This window comes from Plesiomonas sp. ZOR0011 (assembly GCF_000800945.1).
Classification (GTDB): domain Bacteria; phylum Pseudomonadota; class Gammaproteobacteria; order Enterobacterales; family CAMTGL01; genus Plesiomonas; species Plesiomonas shigelloides.
The window spans coordinates 20,190-42,394 of record NZ_JRKB01000035.1 but is presented as its reverse complement, the minus strand read 5'-3'; the positions used below and the strand labels follow the sequence as shown (position 1 = coordinate 42,394).

18 protein-coding genes and 1 other RNA gene are annotated in these 22,205 nt (G+C 50.2%); 8 read left to right on the top strand and 11 right to left on the bottom strand.

Annotation, left to right across the window (positions count from 1 at the left end; genetic code table 11):
• Positions 1-60: 60 nt before the first annotated feature.
• The 3 genes from priC (at position 61) to rsmS (ending at position 1,354) form a co-directional block, all read left to right on the top strand.
• Positions 61-600 carry a primosomal replication protein PriC gene (gene priC / locus L975_RS06490; RefSeq protein WP_047707800.1) on the top strand — a complete coding sequence of 180 codons (540 nt, stop codon included), beginning with the start codon at positions 61-63 and terminating at the stop codon, positions 598-600.
• Positions 601-897: 297 nt separating this feature from the next.
• Complete coding sequence (locus L975_RS06485; protein ID WP_010864102.1) at positions 898-1,146, top strand: GlsB/YeaQ/YmgE family stress response membrane protein; 249 nt, start codon at positions 898-900, stop codon at positions 1,144-1,146.
• A gap of 43 nt (positions 1,147-1,189) precedes the next feature.
• Complete coding sequence (gene rsmS / locus L975_RS06480) at positions 1,190-1,354, top strand: pleiotropic regulatory protein RsmS (protein ID WP_010864103.1); 165 nt, start codon at positions 1,190-1,192, stop codon at positions 1,352-1,354.
• A gap of 135 nt (positions 1,355-1,489) precedes the next feature.
• Here rsmS and mscK read toward each other — a convergent pair whose 3' ends face one another.
• Entirely contained in the window at positions 1,490-4,909 is a 3,420-nt protein-coding gene (gene mscK, locus L975_RS06475; protein WP_010864104.1) for a mechanosensitive channel MscK, read from the bottom strand.
• 402 nt (positions 4,910-5,311) lie between these two features.
• On the opposite strand from mscK, the gene L975_RS06470 reads away from it, so the two are divergent.
• From L975_RS06470 to amt, 3 genes are all read left to right on the top strand, one after another.
• The gene (locus L975_RS06470; protein ID WP_047707798.1) at positions 5,312-6,838 is read left to right on the top strand and encodes an amino acid permease; all 1,527 of its coding nucleotides are present in this window, start codon (positions 5,312-5,314) and stop codon (positions 6,836-6,838) included.
• Between the two features lie 610 nt (positions 6,839-7,448).
• The gene (glnK, locus tag L975_RS06465; protein ID WP_010864106.1) at positions 7,449-7,787 is read left to right on the top strand and encodes a P-II family nitrogen regulator; all 339 of its coding nucleotides are present in this window, start codon (positions 7,449-7,451) and stop codon (positions 7,785-7,787) included.
• Positions 7,788-7,812: 25 nt separating this feature from the next.
• Entirely contained in the window at positions 7,813-9,210 is a 1,398-nt protein-coding gene (gene amt, locus L975_RS06460; RefSeq protein WP_369795317.1) for an ammonium transporter, read from the top strand.
• 229 nt (positions 9,211-9,439) lie between these two features.
• On the opposite strand, the gene L975_RS06455 is transcribed toward amt, so the two are convergent.
• The 10 genes from L975_RS06455 to L975_RS06415 all read right to left on the bottom strand — a co-directional run bounded on the left by L975_RS06455 (position 9,440) and on the right by L975_RS06415 (position 19,068).
• Positions 9,440-9,763, bottom strand: coding sequence for a hypothetical protein (locus L975_RS06455; protein WP_010864108.1), 324 nt, complete (start codon positions 9,761-9,763; stop codon positions 9,440-9,442).
• A 222-nt stretch (positions 9,764-9,985) separates the two neighbouring features.
• Positions 9,986-10,942, bottom strand: coding sequence for a CysB family HTH-type transcriptional regulator (locus tag L975_RS06450; protein WP_010864109.1), 957 nt, complete (start codon positions 10,940-10,942; stop codon positions 9,986-9,988).
• Positions 10,939-12,063 carry a sulfate/molybdate ABC transporter ATP-binding protein gene (locus L975_RS06445; protein WP_039045633.1) on the bottom strand — a complete coding sequence of 375 codons (1,125 nt, stop codon included), beginning with the start codon at positions 12,061-12,063 and terminating at the stop codon, positions 10,939-10,941. The genes L975_RS06450 and L975_RS06445 overlap by 4 nt, the downstream gene beginning before the upstream one ends.
• Complete coding sequence (gene cysW / locus L975_RS06440) at positions 12,063-12,908, bottom strand: sulfate ABC transporter permease subunit CysW (protein WP_010864111.1); 846 nt, start codon at positions 12,906-12,908, stop codon at positions 12,063-12,065. The genes L975_RS06445 and cysW overlap by 1 nt, the downstream gene beginning before the upstream one ends.
• Positions 12,905-13,744, bottom strand: coding sequence for a sulfate ABC transporter permease subunit CysT (cysT, locus tag L975_RS06435; RefSeq protein WP_010864112.1), 840 nt, complete (start codon positions 13,742-13,744; stop codon positions 12,905-12,907). Before cysT ends, cysW begins: the two co-directional genes overlap by 4 nt.
• A 302-nt stretch (positions 13,745-14,046) precedes the next feature.
• Positions 14,047-15,036 (bottom strand): sulfate ABC transporter substrate-binding protein, encoded by a 990-nt coding sequence (locus tag L975_RS06430; RefSeq protein ID WP_369795316.1) that lies wholly within the window; start codon positions 15,034-15,036, stop codon positions 14,047-14,049.
• A gap of 138 nt (positions 15,037-15,174) precedes the next feature.
• Positions 15,175-15,678, bottom strand: coding sequence for a murein L,D-transpeptidase family protein (locus L975_RS06425; protein ID WP_010864114.1), 504 nt, complete (start codon positions 15,676-15,678; stop codon positions 15,175-15,177).
• A gap of 370 nt (positions 15,679-16,048) precedes the next feature.
• Positions 16,049-17,620, bottom strand: coding sequence for an autotransporter domain-containing protein (locus L975_RS06420; protein WP_081995625.1), 1,572 nt, complete (start codon positions 17,618-17,620; stop codon positions 16,049-16,051).
• A 528-nt stretch (positions 17,621-18,148) separates the two neighbouring features.
• Positions 18,149-18,245, bottom strand: an RNA gene (ffs, locus tag L975_RS17580) — signal recognition particle sRNA small type.
• Positions 18,246-18,333: 88 nt separating this feature from the next.
• Positions 18,334-19,068, bottom strand: a complete 735-nt coding sequence (locus tag L975_RS06415) for a hypothetical protein (RefSeq protein ID WP_047707794.1) — start codon at positions 19,066-19,068, stop codon at positions 18,334-18,336.
• A gap of 339 nt (positions 19,069-19,407) precedes the next feature.
• Between L975_RS06415 and tesB the strand changes: the two genes are divergently transcribed.
• Together tesB and L975_RS06405 are read left to right on the top strand one after the other, a co-directional pair.
• Entirely contained in the window at positions 19,408-20,277 is an 870-nt protein-coding gene (gene tesB / locus L975_RS06410; RefSeq protein ID WP_010864117.1) for an acyl-CoA thioesterase II, read from the top strand.
• A gap of 157 nt (positions 20,278-20,434) precedes the next feature.
• The gene (locus L975_RS06405) at positions 20,435-22,087 is read left to right on the top strand and encodes an FAD-dependent oxidoreductase (RefSeq protein WP_047707792.1); all 1,653 of its coding nucleotides are present in this window, start codon (positions 20,435-20,437) and stop codon (positions 22,085-22,087) included.
• Positions 22,088-22,205: the final 118 nt, after the last annotated feature.

The following is a 22,205-nucleotide window of genomic DNA, read 5'->3' as shown; positions in this document are numbered from 1 at the left end:
AGAGGCTACCATCCTACGGCTTCTTTATTATGCTGACCTGAATGCGAAGAGAGTGACGGTATGTCGTTAACAGCCCGCCTGAAAAATGCGTTATCCGAGCTTGAAAAGGCCGCCATCGAAGCCGATCGCTTGCAAACAGAGCGCCCACGTTTTGCGCCAGCGCTATTTAAATGCCACAGCCCACGTCTGACCGATTGTGTGCGAGAGCTGGAGCAGAATTTAAATCAGCTGGAACAGCTGCACTCTGCGCAACAAGCAGGATTTTTAGCTGAAACCATCACAGCACAGTTTTCCGCATTACAACGGGAGCTGTCGACGCAATCACTGCGTAAAAAAGAAGTCGCAGCGGCTAAACGAACCAATACCGGCAAACATATTGATCTGTATGATGACTTGGCGCGTCATCAAGATTATGAACGCCGGCTCAATGACATGATCCGAGTACGGGAAGCCAAATTAGGTAGCTGCGTGACCTTGCAACAACAGCAAACGCTGCAGCAGGAGATTGCAGCGTATGAAGGTCGTCTATTTCGCTGCCGACAAGCATTGAAAAAAATCGAATTACGCATTCAACGCCGCGAAGAAAAACTGATGCCCTAACCTGACAATCTCCTCACATTTATTCATCAGCAACTATACTTACAGCCTATAGCCTAAGGCTATTTCCTTTGCCATTGGCGCTTGCGGGATCAACGCGTTACGCCAATCTACGACACCAATGGCATAGCCTATCGATTTGTATACCCAAACAACGTGAAGTTGCAGGTAGGCGGCAAGTGAGTGCATCCCGATGAGCATAGGCAAACGATGTGATTGGGATGAACGAACGTAGCCAACACCGCTACAGCTTCAAGTAGGAAGGGTATAGTGACTTAATTTGTGGTTGCGAGGTTCATCATGGGCATCATTTCGTGGATTATTCTCGGCTTGATCGTCGGTATTCTGGCCAAATGGATTATGCCAGGGAAAGATGAAGGTGGTTTTATCATTACCGTGGTTTTGGGTATCATCGGCGCGCTGGTCGGTGGCTATCTGAGCCAAATTCTCGGCATCGCCACCATGACCGGATTTAATATCAAGAGCCTGATATTCTCCGTGATAGGTGCGCTGTTAGTACTGTTTATCTACCGCAAAGTTAAAGGTTAATTTTGGCCGGCAAGCCCCAATTGCTAGCCGACAGGGAGCAATAATGAGTCTGGAAAACGCACCGGAAGAGATCCAACTGGCAGTTGATCTGATTTATCTGCTGGAAACCAATGAGGTCGATCCCAAAACCGCACTGGCCGCACTGGAGTTTGTGAAAAAAGATTTGCTGGCCAAACTGGCCGTCACACCAGCGACATCAACGGTTTAATCATCCAACTCTGAGTGATAGCGGTATCTGACAATCGGTATCAACAAAAACGGCCAGCAATCATCATGCTGGCCGTTTTTACATTTAGCGTTTAACCGCATATCTCTATGCGCACTTTATACGCCGAGAGACGCTTTAGAGTGCCGCTGAATCCTGACTTCCATCGACCTTTTTCGCAGGGTTGCCTTGAGGCAAACACTCTGTGGTGGAATGGAATTTCACCTCTTCTTGAGCCGGTGAGTTCAGGTTCTTCACATAAATATCCATCTGATTGAAGGCAATCTCGATGTTATTTTCACGGAACAACTGATCAATACGGCGGTTCAACTCGTCGACCGCAAAGCTGCGATCGCGCAGTTCACGCACATACACCCGCAATTCATGATCCAATGTGCTAGCCCCGAAGGTCAGGAAGAAGACCATTGGCTCAGGCTCATTCATCACCCGTGGATTTTCACGTGCCGCTTGCAGCAGCAACTTGCGCGTCAACTCCAAATCTGAACCATACGCGACCCCAACACGCACAATCACGCGCGTAATGGTATCGGTCAGAGACCAGTTTTGCAGACGCTCAACCACGAAGTTTTTGTTCGGGATGATCACTTCTTTACGGTCAAAGTCCGTCACCGTAGTCGCACGAATACGAATTTTGCTTACTGTGCCGGAGAAGTTACCGATGGTAATGGTGTCACCAATACGGATCGGACGCTCAAACAGCAAAATCAGGCCAGCCACGAAGTTCGCAAAAATCTCCTGCAAACCGAAACCCAGACCGACCGACAGACCGGTTGCAATCCACTGCAGCTTATCCCACGACATACCAATCGCGGACAGCGACAGCATCACCCCAAGGCCGGTGATGACATACGACAGCATGGTCGTAATGGCGTAAGACGCGCCCTGCCCCAATTGCAATTTGGACAGCACCAGCACTTCCAGCAAGCCCGGTAAGTTTCGGGTCAAGACGTAGGCCACCACCGCAAACACTATCGCAATCAGCACATCACGCAATGTGATCGACACCGCCACGCCATTCGCGTCAACGCCGTTATGCCACAAGGTCACGCTGTCGAGGTAGGAAATCACGGTCACCAAATCGGACCATAACCAGTAAAACGCGCCGAGGAAAACCAAGAACAGCGCCATGTTAGACAAACGTAATGACTGCTGGTTAATTTGCTCCAGCGCCATAGGCTGTTCATCAATGATTTCGCCGCCTTCCGCATTTTCATGCACTTTTTGCTGGCGACGCGCCATCGCACGGCGATAGGCCAAACGGCGAGCCGCAACGGCCAAACCACGCAGCGCGGTTTCGTGTACCACCCACCACAACATGACCAGATAGAAGCTATCAATCAGCTTGGCGGTCAGTTTCAGCGCGGTGTAGTAGTAACCCAACGCAACCAAGGCAATCAGAGCTACTGGCGCCAGCATGATGGCGAACATCACCAACAAGCGCAGCAGGCTATTTCCATTTTCATCAATGCGCGAACGGGAGATTGGATAGATCAGGAACACCATCACGATCAGCATCGAGATAGTGATCACCTGTCCAATCGCATCGTCGGCCAGCGTTGACGGATCCAATTCACCAATGGTGGAAACCAAAATCAACGGCACCACAGCCATCGCGATATAATGCAATGAACGGCGGAAGTGATTGATTTCCGACTCATGCCGGTTGAAGTGCGTCTCGGCAATTCCACCCGGCTTTAAAATGCGCGCCAACATCCCAAAGGCCAGATAGGCCAGGGCAAAACGCAACGTCAGGTGCCAGATAATCTGCGGACTGGCCAGATTGCTGTAGATAAACAGCATGCCGATGCTAAGAACAATCAGCGTGCCAGGGATCTCTTGCAGCAGCGTCAACAACAAGGCTTTTGGCGTGTGCAGCTGAGTATCGCGCCGTAACTGGCCGATATCAGACTCCAAACCTTGCAGGTGTTTGACGATGTCTTTACGTCGCCAAATGATCAAGCCCGCCATGATCAACATCGGGATCACGATAAACAGCAACGGTAACTGTTGGCTTATCCATTTACCCACATGCACATCATCAATAATACCCTGCGCCTGATAGAACATGGCCGCCGGCAGACCCCATATCCAGGCCCAATCCAGTGGCTTATTACTGGTTACCCAGAAAATTTGCTGTTGCAGGGTGTTTTGCAAGCTACTGTTCACGCGAATCAACTGTTGCTGATTAAGCTGTAAGTTAATCGCCAGATTCAGCTGATTACCTAGCTGCTTATTCAGTTGGTCCAGAAGCTCTTTACGCGCATCCAGTACCATCATCAGATCTTTGCGGATCACTTCGTTAGCGTTGGCATCACCGTTTTGCTGCAGCAACTGATCAACATAGGTTTTCGGTTGATACAGCTCATCACGCTGGCGGTTAACCTCGAACTGTTGCAAACGCAAATCTGCAATTTTCTCTTCCAGGTTTTTCGCCAATGCAGCATCTGGCAGCATTTGACGCTGCTGATACAAGATACGGGATAACAACAAGCTGCCTTTCAGAACCGAAATTTGCTCGTTGAGGTTGCGCTCCGTCTGAGTCACGTTATCCAGCCAGTTTTTAACCTTGATGTTCTCTTGCACCATGGTATTAACTTGCTGGGTTGCGCTGATCAGGTTCTGGCTCAGTTGCTGGTTTTTGTCTTGCTCTTTTACCACCAGCGGATTGAGCGCTTTAGCGGAGGCGTTGTCAGTCACACCGGCATCCGCCACAGTCTGCTCAGATTGCGTCAGGCGATTGCTGTTAATCTGCTGCTGTAACAACTGCACCAGAGCTTCATACTGGTTGAGCTTTTCTGTAAAGATATCCCGCTGTTTTTGCGCGATATCTTGCAACGTTGTGTTGGTATCCAGCTCTTTTTGTCGACGCTCCAACTGAACGTTCAACAACGCCATTTCAGTATTCAGCAGCAGTTTGCGGCTGCTCGACAGCTGTTCTTGATCGGCAGATACTCCATTGAGAATGTTACGAATATCCTGAATTCGCTGGTAGGCCTTACTCATGGCCGCTTGCGCCCGCTCTGGCAGCGTCTGCATAGAGATCAGCTGGCTATTGACCGCCGACAGCTGCTCTTGGTCACGCTGGGTATCGCTCAAGGTACTGGTGAGCTTTTTCTCTAATTGAGACAAGCTCATGCGCTCAAGCTGCTTTTGCTGCTCTTCTTTATCCATGCCACTGCGCAATGCGGTCAGCTCAGACATCAGTTGTTTAATCTGTGCCGGCGCTTTGTCGTATTGGGTTTGGATATCACGGATCTTTTCTTTTTCTTTGTCTATTTTGTCCAAAAATGACAAGACCTGCTCATACTCCGTTTTCTGAGCAGTTTGCGCTGGCGTCAGCTTTTCCTTTTTCGCCAAAGCGTCTAGTTTGGTCTGGACTTCAGACTCCTTGGGTAACTCAAATGCCACTGATGCAGTGACTGATGCAGCAACACTGCCAGCACTCCACAGCAGCGCAAATAGCATAATCATGATCCCAGCGCCATAGCGTAGCGCACGGGTATCCGATAGAGAAAAAGGGCGGAGATTCAAGGTCATAGCCTCTTCAGAACACCATCAACACAAACAAAGAATGGCTACGTAGAATACCAGAACTCATCGGACATCCGGTAATCATTTTGTGTCACCGTGACCGCTATGTTATGGCAACAAAACCGCCGCGAAATCAAAACACGATGTAAACTTAAAGGCAGTATTAGGCATGGTAATGCAGTGCGAATTTAGCCCCACACTCGAAATATCCAGTTACGTTTTTAAGCGTTAAGCAATAATGTTAAAAATCAAAAAGATGAGACATTTTATCACACAAAAATATCCTGTCTTTATGGGGATCTATTCAATTACGATAATTAACACTTGTGTTGGGCATCACAAATTCGTTTTATATGCGTCTTTAAAGAGCCACAAGCTACAACGTTTTAAGAGGAGTGCTAACAAGCCATGCACGACGTCAACACTACAAAAGAAGAACCTGGGACCGGTCTAAAGCGTGATCTAAAAGCACGTCACCTGACCATGATTGCTATTGGTGGTGCAATTGGTACCGGGTTATTCGTTGCCTCGGGGGCCACGGTTGCGCAAGCCGGTCCCGGTGGTGCGTTAGTTGCTTATGCCGTAATCGGCATGATGGTTTTCTTTGTAATGACGAGTCTGGGTGAGATGGCGGCGTTTATGCCCGTCTCCGGCTCTTTTTCGACGTACGGCACTGAGTTTGTTTCTCCGGCCATGGGTTTCGCGCTCGGTTGGAACTATTGGTACAACTGGGCAGTGACCATTGCGGTTGAGTTAACAGCATCTTCGATAGTGATGGCGTATTGGTTTCCATCGGTCCCCGGCACAGTGTGGAGTGGGATCTTTTTGGCCATCATATTCTTCCTGAACTTCTTCTCCGTAAAAGGATTTGGTGAAGGTGAATATTGGTTCTCGATGGTAAAAGTGGCTACGGTCATTATCTTTATTATCGTGGGTCTGCTGATGATTTTCGGCATTCTCACTGACCGTGGCGCCGATGCTGGTTGGGCGACCTTCACCATGGGTGATGCGCCGTTTGCCGGTGGTCTACCTGCGATTATCGGTGTTGCGATGATTGCCGGTTTCTCGTTCCAAGGTACCGAGTTAGTTGGGGTTGCCGCCGGTGAATCTGATAATCCAGGCCGCAATATTCCTCGCGCCATCAAACAAATTTTCTGGCGGATCTTGCTGTTCTATGTGCTGGCCATTTTCCTGATTGGTTGTTTGATCCCGTATACCAGCCCAAGCCTGCTGCAAAATAACGTGCAAGATGTGGGCATGAGTCCATTTACTCTGGTATTCCAAAATGCGGGTTTGGCGTTCGCGGCAAGCGTGATGAACGCAGTGATTCTGACTGCTATTCTGTCCGCCGGTAACTCGGGGATGTATGCCTCCACCCGTATGCTGTACAACATGGCTCTGAGCGGTATGGCACCGAAAGTCTTCGGCAAACTGACGCCGAACGGTGTACCACGTAATGCGCTGTATGCCACAACGGTGGTCGCGGGTCTGTGCTTTTTCAGCTCCATGTTCGGTAACCAAACAGTCTACTTGTGGCTGCTGAATATTTCCGGCATGAGTGGTTTTATCGCTTGGCTGGGGATCTCAATTTGCCATTACCGTTTCCGTAAAGGTTTTCTGGCCCAAGGCCATTCGTTGGATGAACTGCCGTACAAAGCAAAATGGTTCCCATTTGGTCCGATTTTCGCTTTTGCCCTGTGCTTGTTCGTCACCTTAGGCCAAGACTACCAAGCCTTCAGCGCGACGCATGTCGACGTACAAAGCTTGGCCGCCACTTATATCGGGATCCCGCTGTTTGTGCTGGTATGGCTGATTTATCGGATTAAGAACAAGAGCCGCTTGGTACGCTACGAAGATATGCGCTTCCCAGGTGTACGTGCGGTGCAACCACAAAGTGAGCAACCACACACTGCGGATAGCAACGAGACCAAATAAGTGTACGTGTTGCCCTTGCTAAGTTAACGATAAAGGCCGCTCATGCGGCCTTTATGTTTTCCTCTCATCCATCTTTATATTGCTCTATTTTTGTTCTCTTTAATGATTCAACGTTTGATCAGCTCTCGACGATGAATTTCACCAACAGATAAGTGATATGTACATGCGCTAGTAAAAGGTAGGCGCAATAGCGGGCTACCTGTATAGATGGTGCAATGTGTTGCATGTATGCACCATAAAGGTGCATAGGCATAGTCATCAGCACTGCTCTCACTCACGCAAACTTCACTTATCCAGCCAGTTCAACCCTCTCCCCACTTAAACACAGATAAAATCAGCCCGTCATTCAGCTCAACATAATGTCCACATTGTTCAAATTGCCTACGCCATGATGTTCGTGTGAGTTGGGTTATGGCGATATTTACCACACATTCACCGGCATGACAGAGCAAGAATGTCTGCTACTCCATCTTTTATCCGCTTAACTGCCTTTGCATCTGAACAGGTCGCCACTCATAAATAAAACATTTTTAACACCACGTTCATCTTTGGCATACATTGTGCGTATATCACCGTAGTCAGGTCATCCTGTTAACAAGAAGGGAACAGCATGAAACTTATTACTGTGATCATCAAACCGTTCAAATTAGAGGATGTCCGTGAGGCTCTTTCTGCATTAGGAGTTCAAGGGCTAACTATCACTGAAGTTAAGGGATTTGGTCGTCAGAAAGGCCATACCGAGTTGTACCGTGGCACCGAGTATGTGGTGAATTTTCTGCCAAAGGCAAAAATTGAAATCGCCATCTCCGATGACCAGCTGGATGCGGTGCTGGATGCCATTCAAAAATCGGCCTACACCGGAAAAATTGGTGACGGCAAAATTTTTGTCTGCGAATTACAACAGGTGATCCGGATCCGTACCGGTGAAACTGACGACGCTGCACTTTAAGTGCGCTGTTAAGGAGAAAAAGATGATGACGCTCTCTACACGCATGCTCACAGCGACCGCCGGTCTCACCGGCTTGCTCACCCTACCGGCCGCCATGGCCGAAACTGCCGCGCCAGTGATTAATAAGGCCGATGATGTTTGGTTGTTGGTCGCCAGTGCGATGGTGATCCTAATGTCACTGCCCGGTCTAGCCCTGTTTTACGGTGGGCTGGTGCGCTCTAAAAATATGTTATCGGTACTGGCTCAAGTGTTTACCGTGTTTGCTGCGATCACCGTACTGTGGATTGTGTACGGTTACTCGATTGCCTTTACCGAAGGCAATGGCTTTTTCGGCTCGTTCGATAAAGTGCTACTTAAAGGGGTCACGCCGGATTCGTTGGCAGCAACCTTCAGCAAAGGCGTCGCCGTACATGAACTGCTGTATGTGGTATTCCAAGGCGCGTTTGCCGCAATCACCTGCGGTCTGATTGTCGGTGCGTTTGCCGAGCGCATGAAATTTGCCGCGGTACTACTGTTTTGCGTGGTCTGGTTCACCCTCTCTTATCTGCCGATGGCGCACATGGTCTGGTACTGGGCGGGTCCTGATGCCTATACCAGCGCAGAAGCGGCGACTGCCGCAACCGCAACGGCCGGTTATCTGTTCCGTCATGGCGCGCTGGATTTTGCCGGAGGCACGGTCGTACATATCAACGCTGCAGTGGCTGGATTAGTGGGCGCTTACATGGTCGGACGGCGCGTAGGTTTCGGGCGTGAAGCCATGAAGCCACACAGTTTGACGATGACCATGATTGGAGCCTCTTTACTGTGGTTTGGCTGGTTTGGTTTCAACGCCGGTTCAGCACTGGAAATGAACGGCACCGCAACCTTGGCCTTTGTGAATACATGGGGTGCAACCGCCGCTGCTACTCTGTCATGGCTGTTTGCTGAGTGGATATTAAAGGGCAAACCCTCTTTACTGGGCGCAGCGTCAGGCGCAGTCTCCGGTCTGGTCGCGATTACTCCGGCCTGCGGATTCGTCGGTGTCGGTGGTGGGCTGATTATCGGTTTGCTGGCCGGTATTGCCGGTTACTGGGGCGTTCATGCGCTCAAACGCTGGCTGAGTGTGGACGATGCGCTGGATGTATTCGGCGTACACGGTGTCTGCGGTATTCTGGGCGCAATTTTAACGGGCGTGTTTGCCGATCCTGCGCTTGGCGGAACCGGTGTGTGGGATTATGTCACTAATAGCGTTGCCCCATACGCAATGTGGGAGCAGGTGAAAATCCAAGCACTGGGTGTTGGCATCACTATCCTGTGGTCTGGCGTTGTGGCTCTGATTTGCTACAAACTGGTCGACTTGGTGGTAGGCCTGCGCGTAGCAGAAGAAGACGAACGCATTGGGCTGGATGTCACTACCCATGGCGAGAATGCTTATAACCAGTGATTTAATCGGTCATGGTGCACGTAAGATTGTATGTAAGTGGCAACTTACCCACTATGCGCTTTAAGTGATGCTACATGACATTCCATTAAGCGAAATCTACGTTGATAAGTTTAATGATCCCTGCAGAGATGCCCTATCCGGCATCTCTGCTCTATTTTGCAGCTCAGACTCTACCCACTATTCCACTGGTACGCATATCACTCGCGCACACTGCCATTGCAGGTAACCGCTAGTCGCAGAGCGAAGTTGATGCTAACTCACGCACAAATTCGCGTTTGATGGTGGTCGGGGTAATGTAGAACACGGTCACGGCATCACCGCTCTGGGTGTAGGCAGCACGAAAGTTGACCTTATCGACCACCACTTTATATTCCTGAATGGTCAGCTGGTGTCTTTTCAAATCGTAAGCCGGTTTTATTTTATGCGGACGATGCAAAATGATCTCCGGTAATACCGTGTGCACATTGTGTTTTACGGCCGCTTCGTACTGCGCATATTTTCTGAAAAAGCGCTGCAGGTACTTATTGTCTTCCAACTCGATAGTTAACATCATCGGCACTTATGCTCGTATTTACACTCATCATTGACTCTTTGATCAGTATACGCCGCCGGAGTGCACCCTTAGACTCAGTGAATTGTTATAAATGATAAGTGATGATGTGCGGATTTATCTGGGCCGCACAGGCGTTCATGGTCTCGCTGCCGTAGCACAAGCTTACGGCAGCGGTGAGGTTATGAGGTTTTAAGCGTTGAATATTTCGTCTTAAATGACGGGTTAAATATCAAACTGCAAAACGTGCTCGTCTTGCGGCTCTTTCCAGATAGCTTCTTTGATATCGCTGATACTTAACGACGGATTACAAATCTGCATAAAGCGCAGCACATAAGCCCGCTGATACTGTGCGCGGCGTACAGCTAACCACGCGGTATTCGGGGTGAACAGGTGGCTGGCATTCAACTGCACCAGATCGGTGTCCTTGCGTGGGTCAAAGGCCATCGAGGCCATAATCCCGACCCCCATGTCTAGCTCGACATAGGTTTTGATGACATCAGCATCTTGGGCACTAAGCACCACATCGGCGGTTACGCCAGCTTGGGCAAATGCCGCATCAATACGGGAGCGCCCCGTTAAACCGGGGTAATAGGTGATCAACGGGTACGCCGCCAGCACTTCGTGAGTCAGTACCGGCTCATGCACCAAAGGATGGTTTTTCGGCACCACCACTGAGTGATACCAGCGATAATATTCAAAGCACACCAAATCAGGATGCTCATTAACCCGTTCACTGGCGATGCCAATATCCACTTCACCGCTTAGCAATAATGACACTATCTCATCAGGACTAGCTTGATTGACGCCTAGCTGCACTTTCGGAAACAGCGGACGGAACTCTTTAATCACCCCAGGTAATGAAAAACGGGCTTGCGTGTGCGTGGTGGCGACACGCAGATAACCGCTATCGGTAGCCGAATACGACGAAGCCAGACGCCGGATATTTCCGGCATCAGTCAACATACGCTCGACAATCACCAACAACTCTTTACCCGGATCAGTCATGCCGAGCAGGCGTTTACCGCGCCGGATAAAAATCTCGATCCCCAGCTCTTCCTCAAGATCCTTGATATGGCGGCTCACACCAGACTGCGAGGTGAACAACGAATTTGCCACCTCGGTCAGATTGTAATTACGACGGGCCGCCTCGCGGATGATCCTGAGTTGCTGGAAATTCATGCGGCTTTTTCTCCCTGTGTGCCAGCGGCAGAACGGCTCACATCCTGAGCGTTACTGTCCGGATAAATATGTACTCGCTGCGGGCATAAACGCACCCGACTCCCCGAGGCCAAACCGAGGCGGCTGAGCTGATCGCGATTCATCTCGACCTCAATCACCGCCTGACGGCTGTCTGTTACCTCAGTGATAAATTCCACCCGAGTCACAGCGCCCAAACGCAACAAACGACTGACGCGCGCCGGAGTGCCTACGTTAACATCTGCCGGTAAAACTTCAATATCATGTGGCCGGACAAACGCCACCGCTTGCGAGCCAAACGCATAATCAAGGGCGCTGCTGGCAGGCAAAACATGACCATCAAAGTGGATCTGCTGGCCCTGAATTTGCGCCGGTAGCAGATTGACCGTACCGAGGAATTGATGCACAAACGGTGTAGCCGGTGTTTCATACACCTCTTCCGGTGAGCCAATCTGCTCCACCTGCCCTTTATTCATCACCACGATGCGGTCAGCCACTTCCAACGCTTCTTCCTGATCGTGAGTCACAAATAAACTGGTGACATGCAATTCATCATGCAGTTGACGCAACCAGCGGCGTAATTCTTTGCGCACCTGCGCATCCAGTGCACCAAACGGCTCATCCAGCAACAAAACCTGCGGCTCAACCGCCAAGGTACGCGCCAGAGCCACACGCTGACGTTGCCCGCCCGATAATTCATTCGGATAACGCCCCGCCAAATGGCCCAAGTGCACCAGTTCTAACAGAGTATTCACTTTACGCCGAATCGTTGCTTCATCAGGACGCAATTTACGCGGCTTAACACGCAAACCAAACGCCACGTTTTCAAACACTGACATATGACGGAACAGCGCATAGTGCTGAAAAACAAACCCTACTTGACGATCACGAGCCGTCAACGCCGACACATCCTGCCCATTGAGCAGAATCTGGCCGCTATCTTCTTGCTCTAAGCCGGCAATAATACGCAATAACGTGGTTTTCCCGCACCCAGATGGCCCCAGTAACGCCGCCAACTCACCGGAGGGAAAGGTCAGGTTGATATCATGCAACGTAGCAAAACCATTAAACGCTTTTTGAATATGTCTGACTTCAACGCTCATCATTGCGCTCCTTTGAGCAACTGGGCTTTTTGCCGCTCACGCAGCCGATCAATCACGGTTTCTACTGCCAACGTAATCAGGCCAAATCCGGCCAACAAGCTGGCCACCGCAAAGGCAGCGGAGAACTGGTATTCGTTGTATAAAATTTCGATATGCAGTGGCATGGTATTGGTCATGCCACGAATATGGCCGGAAACCACTGACACCGCGCCAAACTCACCCACCGCACGGGCCGTACAGAGCAACACGCCGTACAGTAAACTCCAGCGGATCCCCGGTAAGGTAACGCGCCAAAACATCACCCAACCGTTGGCACCCAACATGATGGACGCTTCTTCTTCGTCCACGCCTTGTGATTGCAGTAACGGCAGCACTTCACGCGCCACAAAAGGCACCGTAATAAAGGTGGTCGCCAGTACGATTCCCGGGGTGGAGAAGATAATTTTCCAATCCATATATTCCAGCCAGGAACCAAACCAGCCTTGACTGCCAAACAGCATCACAAACATCAAGCCAGCCACTACCGGCGAGACTGAAAAAGGCAGATCAATCAACGTCAGCAGTGCTTGTCGACCTGGAAAACTAAAACGCGCAATCGCCCATGCCGCAGCCACCCCAAACACAATATTCAGCGGTACCGACAGTAACGTCACCGACAGCGTTAATAGCAAAGCAGATATCGCATCACTGTCACTTAACGCGGCCCAATAATTGCCCAGCCCTTTGCTCAGCGCCGAGACAAAAATGGTTACCAGCGGGATCACCAAGATCAACGTAAACCAGAGTAATGCGATGCCGATAAGAACATAACGCACCCACGGTGATTCAGATTGGCGCGCACTCATAAACGATCCTCCTTGATCCCTTTACGGCTCCATGCGTGCAGTTGATTGATCAGCAGCAGTAGGATGAACGACACTCCGAGCATCACCACGGCGATGGCACTGGCTCCTGCATAGTCATATTCTTCCAGATGGCTCATGATCATCAGCGGGGCGATTTCCGATACCATCGGGATATTCCCTGCAATAAAAATCACCGAGCCGTATTCGCCAATGGCGCGGGCAAACGCCAAGGTAAAACCGGTAATAATGGCCGGTAACAAGGCTGGGAAGATCACGCGGATAAATGTTTGAGCGCGGGTAGCCCCTAAGCAAGAAGCCGCTTCCTCTAACATGGCTTCATGCTCGCGCAGCACCGGCTGTAAGGTGCGCACCACAAAGGGCAGCCCGATAAAAATCAGTGCAATCACAATGCCGGTTGGGTTAAAGGTCAATTTCACCCCATGCGGCTCCAGCAGATGACCAATCACACCATTGCCCGCAAATACCGCGGTCAATGCAATGCCAGATACCGCGGTTGGCATCGCAAACGGTAAATCCACTAAGGCATCCACCAGCTTCTTACCGGGAAACTCATAACGCACCAACACCCACGCCAGCAAAACCCCAAACAGGGTATTGAGAGTGGCAGCTATAAATGCAGCGCTAAAACTGAGTCGATAGGAGGCCAGTACGCGCGGTTCGGTTACTACCGCCCAAAATTCGCTCAATGACAGGTGTGTAAAGCTGTAGATCACCAACGCTGACAGCGGTAACAGCACTATCAGCCCCAGATACAACAAGGTAAAACCCAGTGTGGGCCCCATCCCTGGAATTACGGTAAATGAACGAACGGCCATCAAACTCTCCCGCGCTATGCTGCCACACCCTGTGGCCCCTGCTCCTGTCACGCTACTATCGCGCGCGGCTTATCGGGGGAGAAATAAGGAAAATATCTTTCTTTTCCCTGTTTTCAGCTAAAGGCGGGAATCGCCATAAAAAAACGGCGCGTTATCGCGCCGTGGAATGAGATATAACGATTTGGTTGTTCAAACACTGGCTGACGTAATGCTACTTACGCCAGCAATGTATACCTATCGTGTGTGCCTGACAGAGAACCTTGCGTTTATTGGTTGACCGAAAAGGAAGAAACGAACTGCCGTTAACCTCCTGGCGTATAAATTTGGTCAAAAACGCCGCCGCGTGCGAAATGCACTTTCTGCGCCTGCTCCCAATTGCCAAACAGATCTCGCACCGTAAACAGATTAACGGCACCAAATTGGTTCGCAGTTTCCTTGGCAACTTGCGGGTCAGTTGGGCGATAGTAATTTTTGGCCGCCACGCGCTGGGCTTCTGGCGAGTAGAGATAGGCTAAATACTCTTTTGCGACTGCCTCGGTCCCACGTTTTTGCGCCACTTTATCCACCACCGCCACCGGCGGCTCAGCCAACACCGAGACCGATGGCGTGACTATCTCAAAGCGATCACTGCCAAGCTCTTTGAGTACCAGATAGGCTTCGTTTTCCCACGTAATCAGCACATCGCCAATTCCGCGCTCCACAAATGTGGTGGTCGCGCCGCGCGCACCGGAATCCAGGACTTTGACATTGCGATACAGCTGACTGACAAATTGCCGCGCCGCCTCTTGTGACTGGCCATTGTTCTTCAACGCATAACCCCATGCAGCCAGATAATTCCAGCGCGCTCCGCCAGAAGTTTTTGGATTCGGCGTGATCACTTCAACATCGTTTCGGATCAGATCATTCCAATCTTTAATCTGCTTAGGGTTATCTTTACGCACCAAAAAGACAATGGTGGAGTTGAACGGTGTGGCATGATGCGGATAAGCCTCGGCCCAGTTATCGGCCACCAAGCCGCGTTTGGCAATGGTGTCAATATCATAGGCTAACGCCAACGTGACGACATCGGCTTCCAAACCGTCTAATACCGCGCGGGCTTGTTTGCCTGAACCGCCATGAGATTGTTTAACCGTCACCTCATCACCGTGCTGTTTTTTCCAATGCTGGGAAAATAACGCATTGTATTCGGTGAATAATTCACGGGTGGGATCGTATGAGGCATTCAGTAAGGTAATTTCAGCTGCCGACGCGGTATTCAATACCAGCCCGGCAGCCATCATCCATGACAGCACTCGTAATTTCATGTTGTTTGCTCCTGCGTGTTCCACTGACGAAGTAATACGTCATGTTGTAAACGGAGCACGCCGGAATAAAAAACAAGAAAAGGTGCTATGAATAGCTAAAAAACTGAAATAGCCGTGACCGCTCTATTACGGATAAATTTCGATTGGCGTTCCCGGCTCAACCGAGCGCCATAATTCATCCATGTCATGGTTTAGCAGCGCGATACAACCGTTAGTCCAGTTAGAGCGCTGTACTTTGCTATTCAACACCGCATTCGGCTGACCATGAATCATCAGCATGCTGCCGGGGTGAACCCCCATTTGCTGCGCGCGGTTCATGTCTTCCACATTGGGATATGAGATATGAATAGCCCGATAATACTGTGAATCTTCCTTTTTATAATCAAGAAGATAACGACCTTCTGGGGTGCGGTTATCCCCTTTCATCAGTTTCGGTCCCACAGGGTTAGCCCCGAGTGCGATCCAAAAACTTTTGATCTCTTTGCCGTCCCGCATTAATGCCAGACGGTACTGCGATTTTTTTACCACCACCAGATCGGCTTTCGCCGGCTCCTGCGACAAACTGGCAGCGGCCGGGGCAGCAGATAACAAGCCAGCCACCGACAGGCACAACACAGACAACAAGCGCATTTTGACTCTTTACTCTCTAACGATTTAATAAGGCGAAACGTAAAATAGGGGATATTTTGTGCGTATCATAAAGAGCCGTATCAAACTTGCAATAGGCGTTTTATTGTCATGTTTTTATGTGATCATTAAATTGCGTGCTGTTTTATTTCCATAGATGCATATCCTGTTGAATTAAAATTACTTACCAGTATTTCTATCCAGCAAATACACAATGAGTCAGCATTTAACTCTATTTCCAGTTCGTTAACCCGATCAACTTTTAGTGTGCTTCCCTGTGTTATGGGCAGCGCTACAGCCATGAACAGTAAACGCATCAGCATTCATGGCGGTGGCAAACATAAATATCTCGCTTCACGCGCGAGCTTACGGTTCAAAACGAATAAGCGATGAAGAGCGCGTAATCCCACGTATCCAACTGACTAACCCCCACACTTTGATAACCCACATTGAGATCAATTTGCCAGTTTTTGCCAGCCAAGGTTCTCACGCCTCCCCGCACAAATCCTTGCGCATCAGGTTGTAACTCACTGTTTTGATTTATCGTATTGTAATAAACACCAAGCTCGCCATACGGTACAAACAGATGCCCATCTGCGGTTTCCAATCGAGTGTTAACTTCCGTGCTTGCCTGCAATTGACCTGACTCACTGCTTTGGCCTGCAACGTATATGGCTAACGGTGTATTGCGTAAGTTGCCAGACAGTCGGTAAGATTTTCCTTGCTCATACAAGTAGGAAAATCCTAGTTTGGGTCGTAATGTAGTGTTTTCACTCAATGGATATTCACCGAGCAGATTGACACCAGCACCATACTGAACCGGATTATTTTCCCCTGAAAGGGCCAGAAGTTTGTAGCGATGCTGTACTTCACCTACCGTGGCTTGGCCAAATACAGACCAGTGGTCTGACAGACGATAAGCCAGATAGGGGCCGGCCATAATATTCCGGCTATCACGGCCAATTTGCCCTGAAAAGCTCTCGTTTTTCTGGTCGCTGACCAATAACATCAATCCCAATGCAACATCGGGGGATATTTGTTTATCCGCCCCCAATGTGAGCGTTTTCACTCGCTCATCAATTTCACTAAAACCGCGCTGATTCGAAGAATGTACTACTTGAAAATCAACCCACGAATTCCATTCGGTAGACTCAAGCAAGTCACGTCCCGGCGTTAGTGGTACCTGCGCTAACAGTGCATTGAGATTTTCACAGCGCGATAGGGATTCGGCACTAAAGCCTCCCTTGCTATCTGGCTGTAACATGGGGCAGTACTGGAGCAAATCTGCTTTAGCCACCATATACGACTGCTCATTCACCTTAATCTCAACCGGTTGAATCGGCGTAGGCTTGTTCACAATCGGCAGTTCTGGCAGCTCAGGCAAGACGACATTGGGTAGCTCCGGACGAGCCGGTAACACCACCACGGGTCGCTGTGGCAACTCAGGCCTAACCGCAACCGGTAACTCTGGCTTTCCTGGTCGAATGACTTCGGGCAAACTCGGCTTTTCTGGCCGAACAACTTCAGGACGCTCGGGTTTCACCGGAGGTCGCCATGTGGGCGGCAATAGCGGATTTAATTGATTACGCGACTGCAAGAAGCAATCAAAAGAGCCATCGGCCTTCAACCGATCTAATTTATGCGTACCATTCACATCATCCCGTACAATGTCAGAAGCGCTGATATGAATTGAAGCACTCTCCGTTTGCCATTGATCGATAGATGCCACTCCCGGCGCACTGAGGCGAAATGAGTCTGGGCGATTACTTAAAATAAGCCAATATGATTTGGAGCTATCGGCATTGCGCCCTAAATAATCTAACGCTGTCGATTCAAATCTATCCGGACAATCTGCAGCTTGAGATGGCTGAACAATACCTCCGGCTATAGTAACCAGAATAAGGTGATACCACGTTATAGCTGAATATTTAGCTCTGTGACTCATGGGAATGTCTCCCTATTATTCTATGAAATACATATAGTTATTTCACTAGTCACACAAACTGCTGATGCTGCCCATAGTATTGCCACTTGAGTACATCAATCCTAACTAGTTACCCCTAAACATTTCCTTATTGCTTTTACACCGACGCCTAATCAAAAAACAAAGGATACCCACTCGAGTAAAGAGCACGCGACGAGCCCTATCACAGCAATTATGGGAGGAAATTGAATAATTGCCATCTTAGGGGCAACGTCTAAAGCGCAAGATTATTTGCCGCAGGGAATGGATCTATTGCTCTATCTTTATCAGGTAATAACAAAACAGCCTCTGACAAGATTGTCTATTTATTGGAAGTATTCATCGCCGCGGAAAAGCAAAAAGTAAGCGTGTATGGATAAAAACAAAAAACCAACAGCACCGAAGATTCTGCTACAAGTTCAGTATTTACTCAGATAACTGTGGATTTGGGCGATTTTTAACTGGAGAGTTTTGACAGGTAGAATTGGTAGGCGCTAAAACGGGTGGAGGCCCTACCAGCCACATCCCGGCACTCGAGTCCTATGCCTTGGCTGCTTCCTTCCGGACCTGACCAGGTCGACATAGTATCAATGCGGGAGGACCAATAGAGCCTCCATTGACAAACTTTCACCGTGTTGCCGTGAAAGCGCGGTGATTATCGGAGATGCGAGCAGAGAATGCAACCCCCTAGCGGTTTAGATGTTGTTTTCTTGCTCACTCTCCTCCAATAAAGATTCGCCCATCAACTCAACCAGTAATAAAACTAACCACATCATCAAGATGGGTAAAGAGATCTGCTCGACCGGATACAGTGCCAGTACCGCAAACGGCAAGGTCGGCAGTAACCAACCTAAACGGTATAAATGCACCGCATAATGGCCTTTTTGTAGCATTTGTACCGCTGCGATAAGACCAATCAGCGACAACACCGCCAACGTCTGCATCGGCAGCCACAAACTAAATGGGATCGCGACCACCAGCAGCGCCATGAAATTACCGGCCGGCGCACGCCAACCGCGACAAATCAGCCACACCGCAGCCACGGCCAAAAATTGGCACAGCGTGACCCACGGTGAGCCAGGAATGCCACCGGCATTTTGCAACGCCATTATGGCACTCGGCATCGCCACCCAAGGGATAAACAGGCCAAATTTCAAGCTCAGTGGAGCATGGCGCGAAAATAATACGGCCAACATCGGATAGGCCATCAAGGTTGCGGCGGTCAGGCTAATCGGCTGCTCGGCCAAGGTACCGGCAAATAAGGTGATCACCGCCACCAGCAACCCGCCGCGCAGCCCGGCTTGCGGAAGCAACCAGACCACCAGCAAGATGGCTAACACAGGATTAAACTCGGTAACAGAATGCGTTCCGGCCATTACACAAATAACTGCCAGCGCTAACGCTACCAGTGACAGAATGATTCCGCGCATACTTCACCTCCCGTGTTAAATCCTCAGTACATCGTTCACCTTATCAGTTGATTCTTTTTACTTATGTTAATAAATGCGACTTTTGTCAAACTGCCTAGGCCGCATTCTTGCCCTAATCCTGAATTTGTGCGGTTAAACGACAACAGCCACGGCAAATTGGTCACATTTCGACAAATTCCGATAAACAATGATGGCCTTTCGGCAGCCGATTGTTCGCTCATTGCATTGCGGTTTACCGGAGTGCGGCCGGTTGATGCTATCCTTTGTTCATCAAATCACATACCACAGCGCAGAGACAAAGAATGCTGTCTGTCTCGCAGTGTTATAAGAGGTAGAGCAATGAGTGATGTTTTAGCAGGGCTGCTTCAGCTGCTGAATCTGGAGAAAATCGAAGAAGGATTATTCCGCGGTCAGAGTCAGGATCTGGGGTTACGCCAAGTTTTTGGTGGCCAAGTGATCGGACAAGCCCTGCACGCCGCCAAGCAAACTATTCCGGCCGAACGTTTGGTGCATTCGTTCCATAGTTACTTTTTGCTGCCCGGTGATAGTCATAAACCGATTGTTTACGACGTGGAAAATCTGCGCGATGGCCACAGCTTCAGCACTCGCCGTGTCAGCGCTATCCAAAATGGTCGCCCTATTTTCTATCTGACCGCCTCTTTCCAAACACAAGAAGAAGGCTTTGAGCATCAAGATGTGATGCCTGCCGTACCACAACCGGAAGAGTTGATGTCAGAGCTGGATATTGCGCGCAAGATGGCGCATTTGCTACCGGCCAGCGTGCGCGATAAATTCTTGTGTGAACGCCCCATTGAAATGCGCCCCGTGAAATTCCACAACCCTCTGCAAGGCGATGTGGAAGAGCCGGTGCGTTATGTGTGGTTCAAAGCCAACGGGACAATGCCCGATGATCTGCGGGTACACCAATATCTGCTGGCTTACGCCTCTGACTTTAACTTCCTGCCGACAGCGCTACAGCCACACGGCAAAGGCTTCCTTGAAGCAGATATGCAAGTGGCTACGCTGGATCACTCAATGTGGTTCCATCGCCCATTTAGAATGGATGACTGGCTGCTGTACGCCGTGGAAAGCCCATCGGCATCCGGTGCCCGTGGACTGGTTCGTGGCCGCTTCTTTACCCGCGACGGCAAATTGATCGCCACTACAGTTCAAGAAGGCTTAATTCGTCAACGGCCACAGAAATCCTGAAACCAGACGGGGTTTACCACTCTTTTTCCGCACGAATCATCAAAACCGGACCTTAGGTTCGGTTTTTTATTTTCACCTCGTTATCCTCAGAAGTATTGTTATCGGCTTTATTTTAGATAATACTAATTTAAATAAACCTAAATTATGAGGGTAACCCATGACCAAGATTGTGATTGTCGGCGGTGTCGCCGGTGGCGCCTCCGCAGCAGCCAGAGCTCGCCGGGTCAGTGAGCAGGCGCAAATCATCATGCTCGAGCGTGGTGAATATATTTCGTTTGCCAACTGTGGGTTGCCTTACCATATCGGCGGCACCATCCCTGAGCGCCAATCGTTATTGCTGCAAACACCCGAAAGCTTCAAGCGCCGCTTCGATGTGGAAGTGCGCGTGCGCCATGAAGTAATGAGCATTGATCGTGAGGCGAAACAGTTAACCGTACGCAACCTACAAACCGGCGAAACCTATCAAGAAAGCTACGATAAATTGTTGCTTAGCCCAGGCGCGTCCCCTATCCGTCCGCCGATTCCTGGCTTTAACAATTCTAAAGTACTGACGCTGCGCAATGTTCCAGATATGGACAAAATCATCGCCGCCCTCACCACGCTGTCACGTCAGCATGTGACCGTGGTCGGCGGTGGGTTTATCGGATTGGAAGTGGCCGAAGCGCTCCGTGAACGCCAGATCCCCGTGACACTGCTGGAGCTGGCACCGCAAGTGATGACCAGTCTGGACGAGGACATGGCCGGCTTTCTGCACCAAGAGCTGGTTAACCACGGTATTGACCTGCGTCTGCGCACCGGCTTGAGCGCGGTAGAAGAGCAAGGCGATAGCCTGCTGCTGCAATTATCTGATGGGCAGCGTTTGGAAACCGGTCTGGTGATCGCCGCCATCGGTGTGTCACCGGATACCCAATTAGCCCGCCAAGCAGGGCTCGAACTCGGCGCGCGTGGAGGTATTCAAGTCAGCGACACGATGCAGACTTCCGATCCGGATATTTATGCGGTAGGTGATGCGGTGGAAACCCGTCATCTGGTGACCGGTCAAGCCGGTTTGATCCCACTGGCCGGTCCGGCCAACCGTCAAGGTCGCATGGCCGCAGACAATATGTTAGGACACAGCGAGCAATATCGTGGCACCCAAGGCACGGCCATTTGCAAAATCTTTACCCTCGCCGCCGCCAGTACCGGTTTGAGCGAGAGACTGGCACGCAATAACGGCTTTAACATCGAAGCGGTGCATGTGCATACTGGCAGCCATGCGGGCTATTATCCCGGCGCACATCCAGTGAGCCTCAAGCTGATTTATGAAGTGCCAAGCGGACGCCTGCTGGGTGCACAGGCGGTGGGGCGTGATGGGATCGATAAGCGTATCGATGTGCTCGCCGTTGCCTTGCGCGCAGGTATGAGCGTGTATGATTTGCAGCATCTGGAACTGACCTACGCACCACCGTTTGGCTCAGCCAAAGACGCCATCAACCAAGCAGCTTTTGTCGCTACCAACCAGCTCAAAGGCGATGTACCGGTTTGCCATCCTGCCGATATTCTCAACCCAACGGCCGAGCAGTTCCTGTTGGATGTGCGTAATCCGGCCGAGCTGACTAACATTGGTGCGATCCTAGGTGCGATGAATATTCCGGTTGATGATCTGCGCCAACGCCTGCATGAGCTGCCACAGGACAAAGAGATCTTGGTGATCTGCCAAAGTGGTTTGCGTGGCACGGTTGCTTGCCGCATCTTGCAACATCATGGCTTACGTTGCCGCAACTTAAGCGGTGGCTATATTCAATTTGCAGCCGCTACGCGCCGCTTTTAAGCCGTGTGAAACGTTAAACCGCGTGAAAAGTATGGTGCCAACCGCACCAGAGGTGCGCCTTACATCCCTTGCCAGTCAACATAACCACTGGCGAGGGATAAGCGTAACAGCCACCTAC

Coding starts and splice junctions, on each gene's coding strand:
- priC (WP_047707800.1), top strand. CDS start 61: ATGTCGTTAACAGCCCGCCTGAAAAATGCGTTATCCGAGCTTGAAAAG.
- L975_RS06485 (WP_010864102.1), top strand. CDS start 898: ATGGGCATCATTTCGTGGATTATTCTCGGCTTGATCGTCGGTATTCTG.
- rsmS (WP_010864103.1), top strand. CDS start 1,190: ATGAGTCTGGAAAACGCACCGGAAGAGATCCAACTGGCAGTTGATCTG.
- mscK (WP_010864104.1), bottom strand. CDS start 4,909: ATGACCTTGAATCTCCGCCCTTTTTCTCTATCGGATACCCGTGCGCTA.
- L975_RS06470 (WP_047707798.1), top strand. CDS start 5,312: ATGCACGACGTCAACACTACAAAAGAAGAACCTGGGACCGGTCTAAAG.
- glnK (WP_010864106.1), top strand. CDS start 7,449: ATGAAACTTATTACTGTGATCATCAAACCGTTCAAATTAGAGGATGTC.
- amt (WP_369795317.1), top strand. CDS start 7,813: ATGACGCTCTCTACACGCATGCTCACAGCGACCGCCGGTCTCACCGGC.
- L975_RS06455 (WP_010864108.1), bottom strand. CDS start 9,763: ATGATGTTAACTATCGAGTTGGAAGACAATAAGTACCTGCAGCGCTTT.
- L975_RS06450 (WP_010864109.1), bottom strand. CDS start 10,942: ATGAATTTCCAGCAACTCAGGATCATCCGCGAGGCGGCCCGTCGTAAT.
- L975_RS06445 (WP_039045633.1), bottom strand. CDS start 12,063: ATGAGCGTTGAAGTCAGACATATTCAAAAAGCGTTTAATGGTTTTGCT.
- cysW (WP_010864111.1), bottom strand. CDS start 12,908: ATGAGTGCGCGCCAATCTGAATCACCGTGGGTGCGTTATGTTCTTATC.
- cysT (WP_010864112.1), bottom strand. CDS start 13,744: ATGGCCGTTCGTTCATTTACCGTAATTCCAGGGATGGGGCCCACACTG.
- L975_RS06425 (WP_010864114.1), bottom strand. CDS start 15,678: ATGCGCTTGTTGTCTGTGTTGTGCCTGTCGGTGGCTGGCTTGTTATCT.
- L975_RS06420 (WP_081995625.1), bottom strand. CDS start 17,620: ATGAGTCACAGAGCTAAATATTCAGCTATAACGTGGTATCACCTTATT.
- L975_RS06415 (WP_047707794.1), bottom strand. CDS start 19,068: ATGCGCGGAATCATTCTGTCACTGGTAGCGTTAGCGCTGGCAGTTATT.
- tesB (WP_010864117.1), top strand. CDS start 19,408: ATGAGTGATGTTTTAGCAGGGCTGCTTCAGCTGCTGAATCTGGAGAAA.
- L975_RS06405 (WP_047707792.1), top strand. CDS start 20,435: ATGACCAAGATTGTGATTGTCGGCGGTGTCGCCGGTGGCGCCTCCGCA.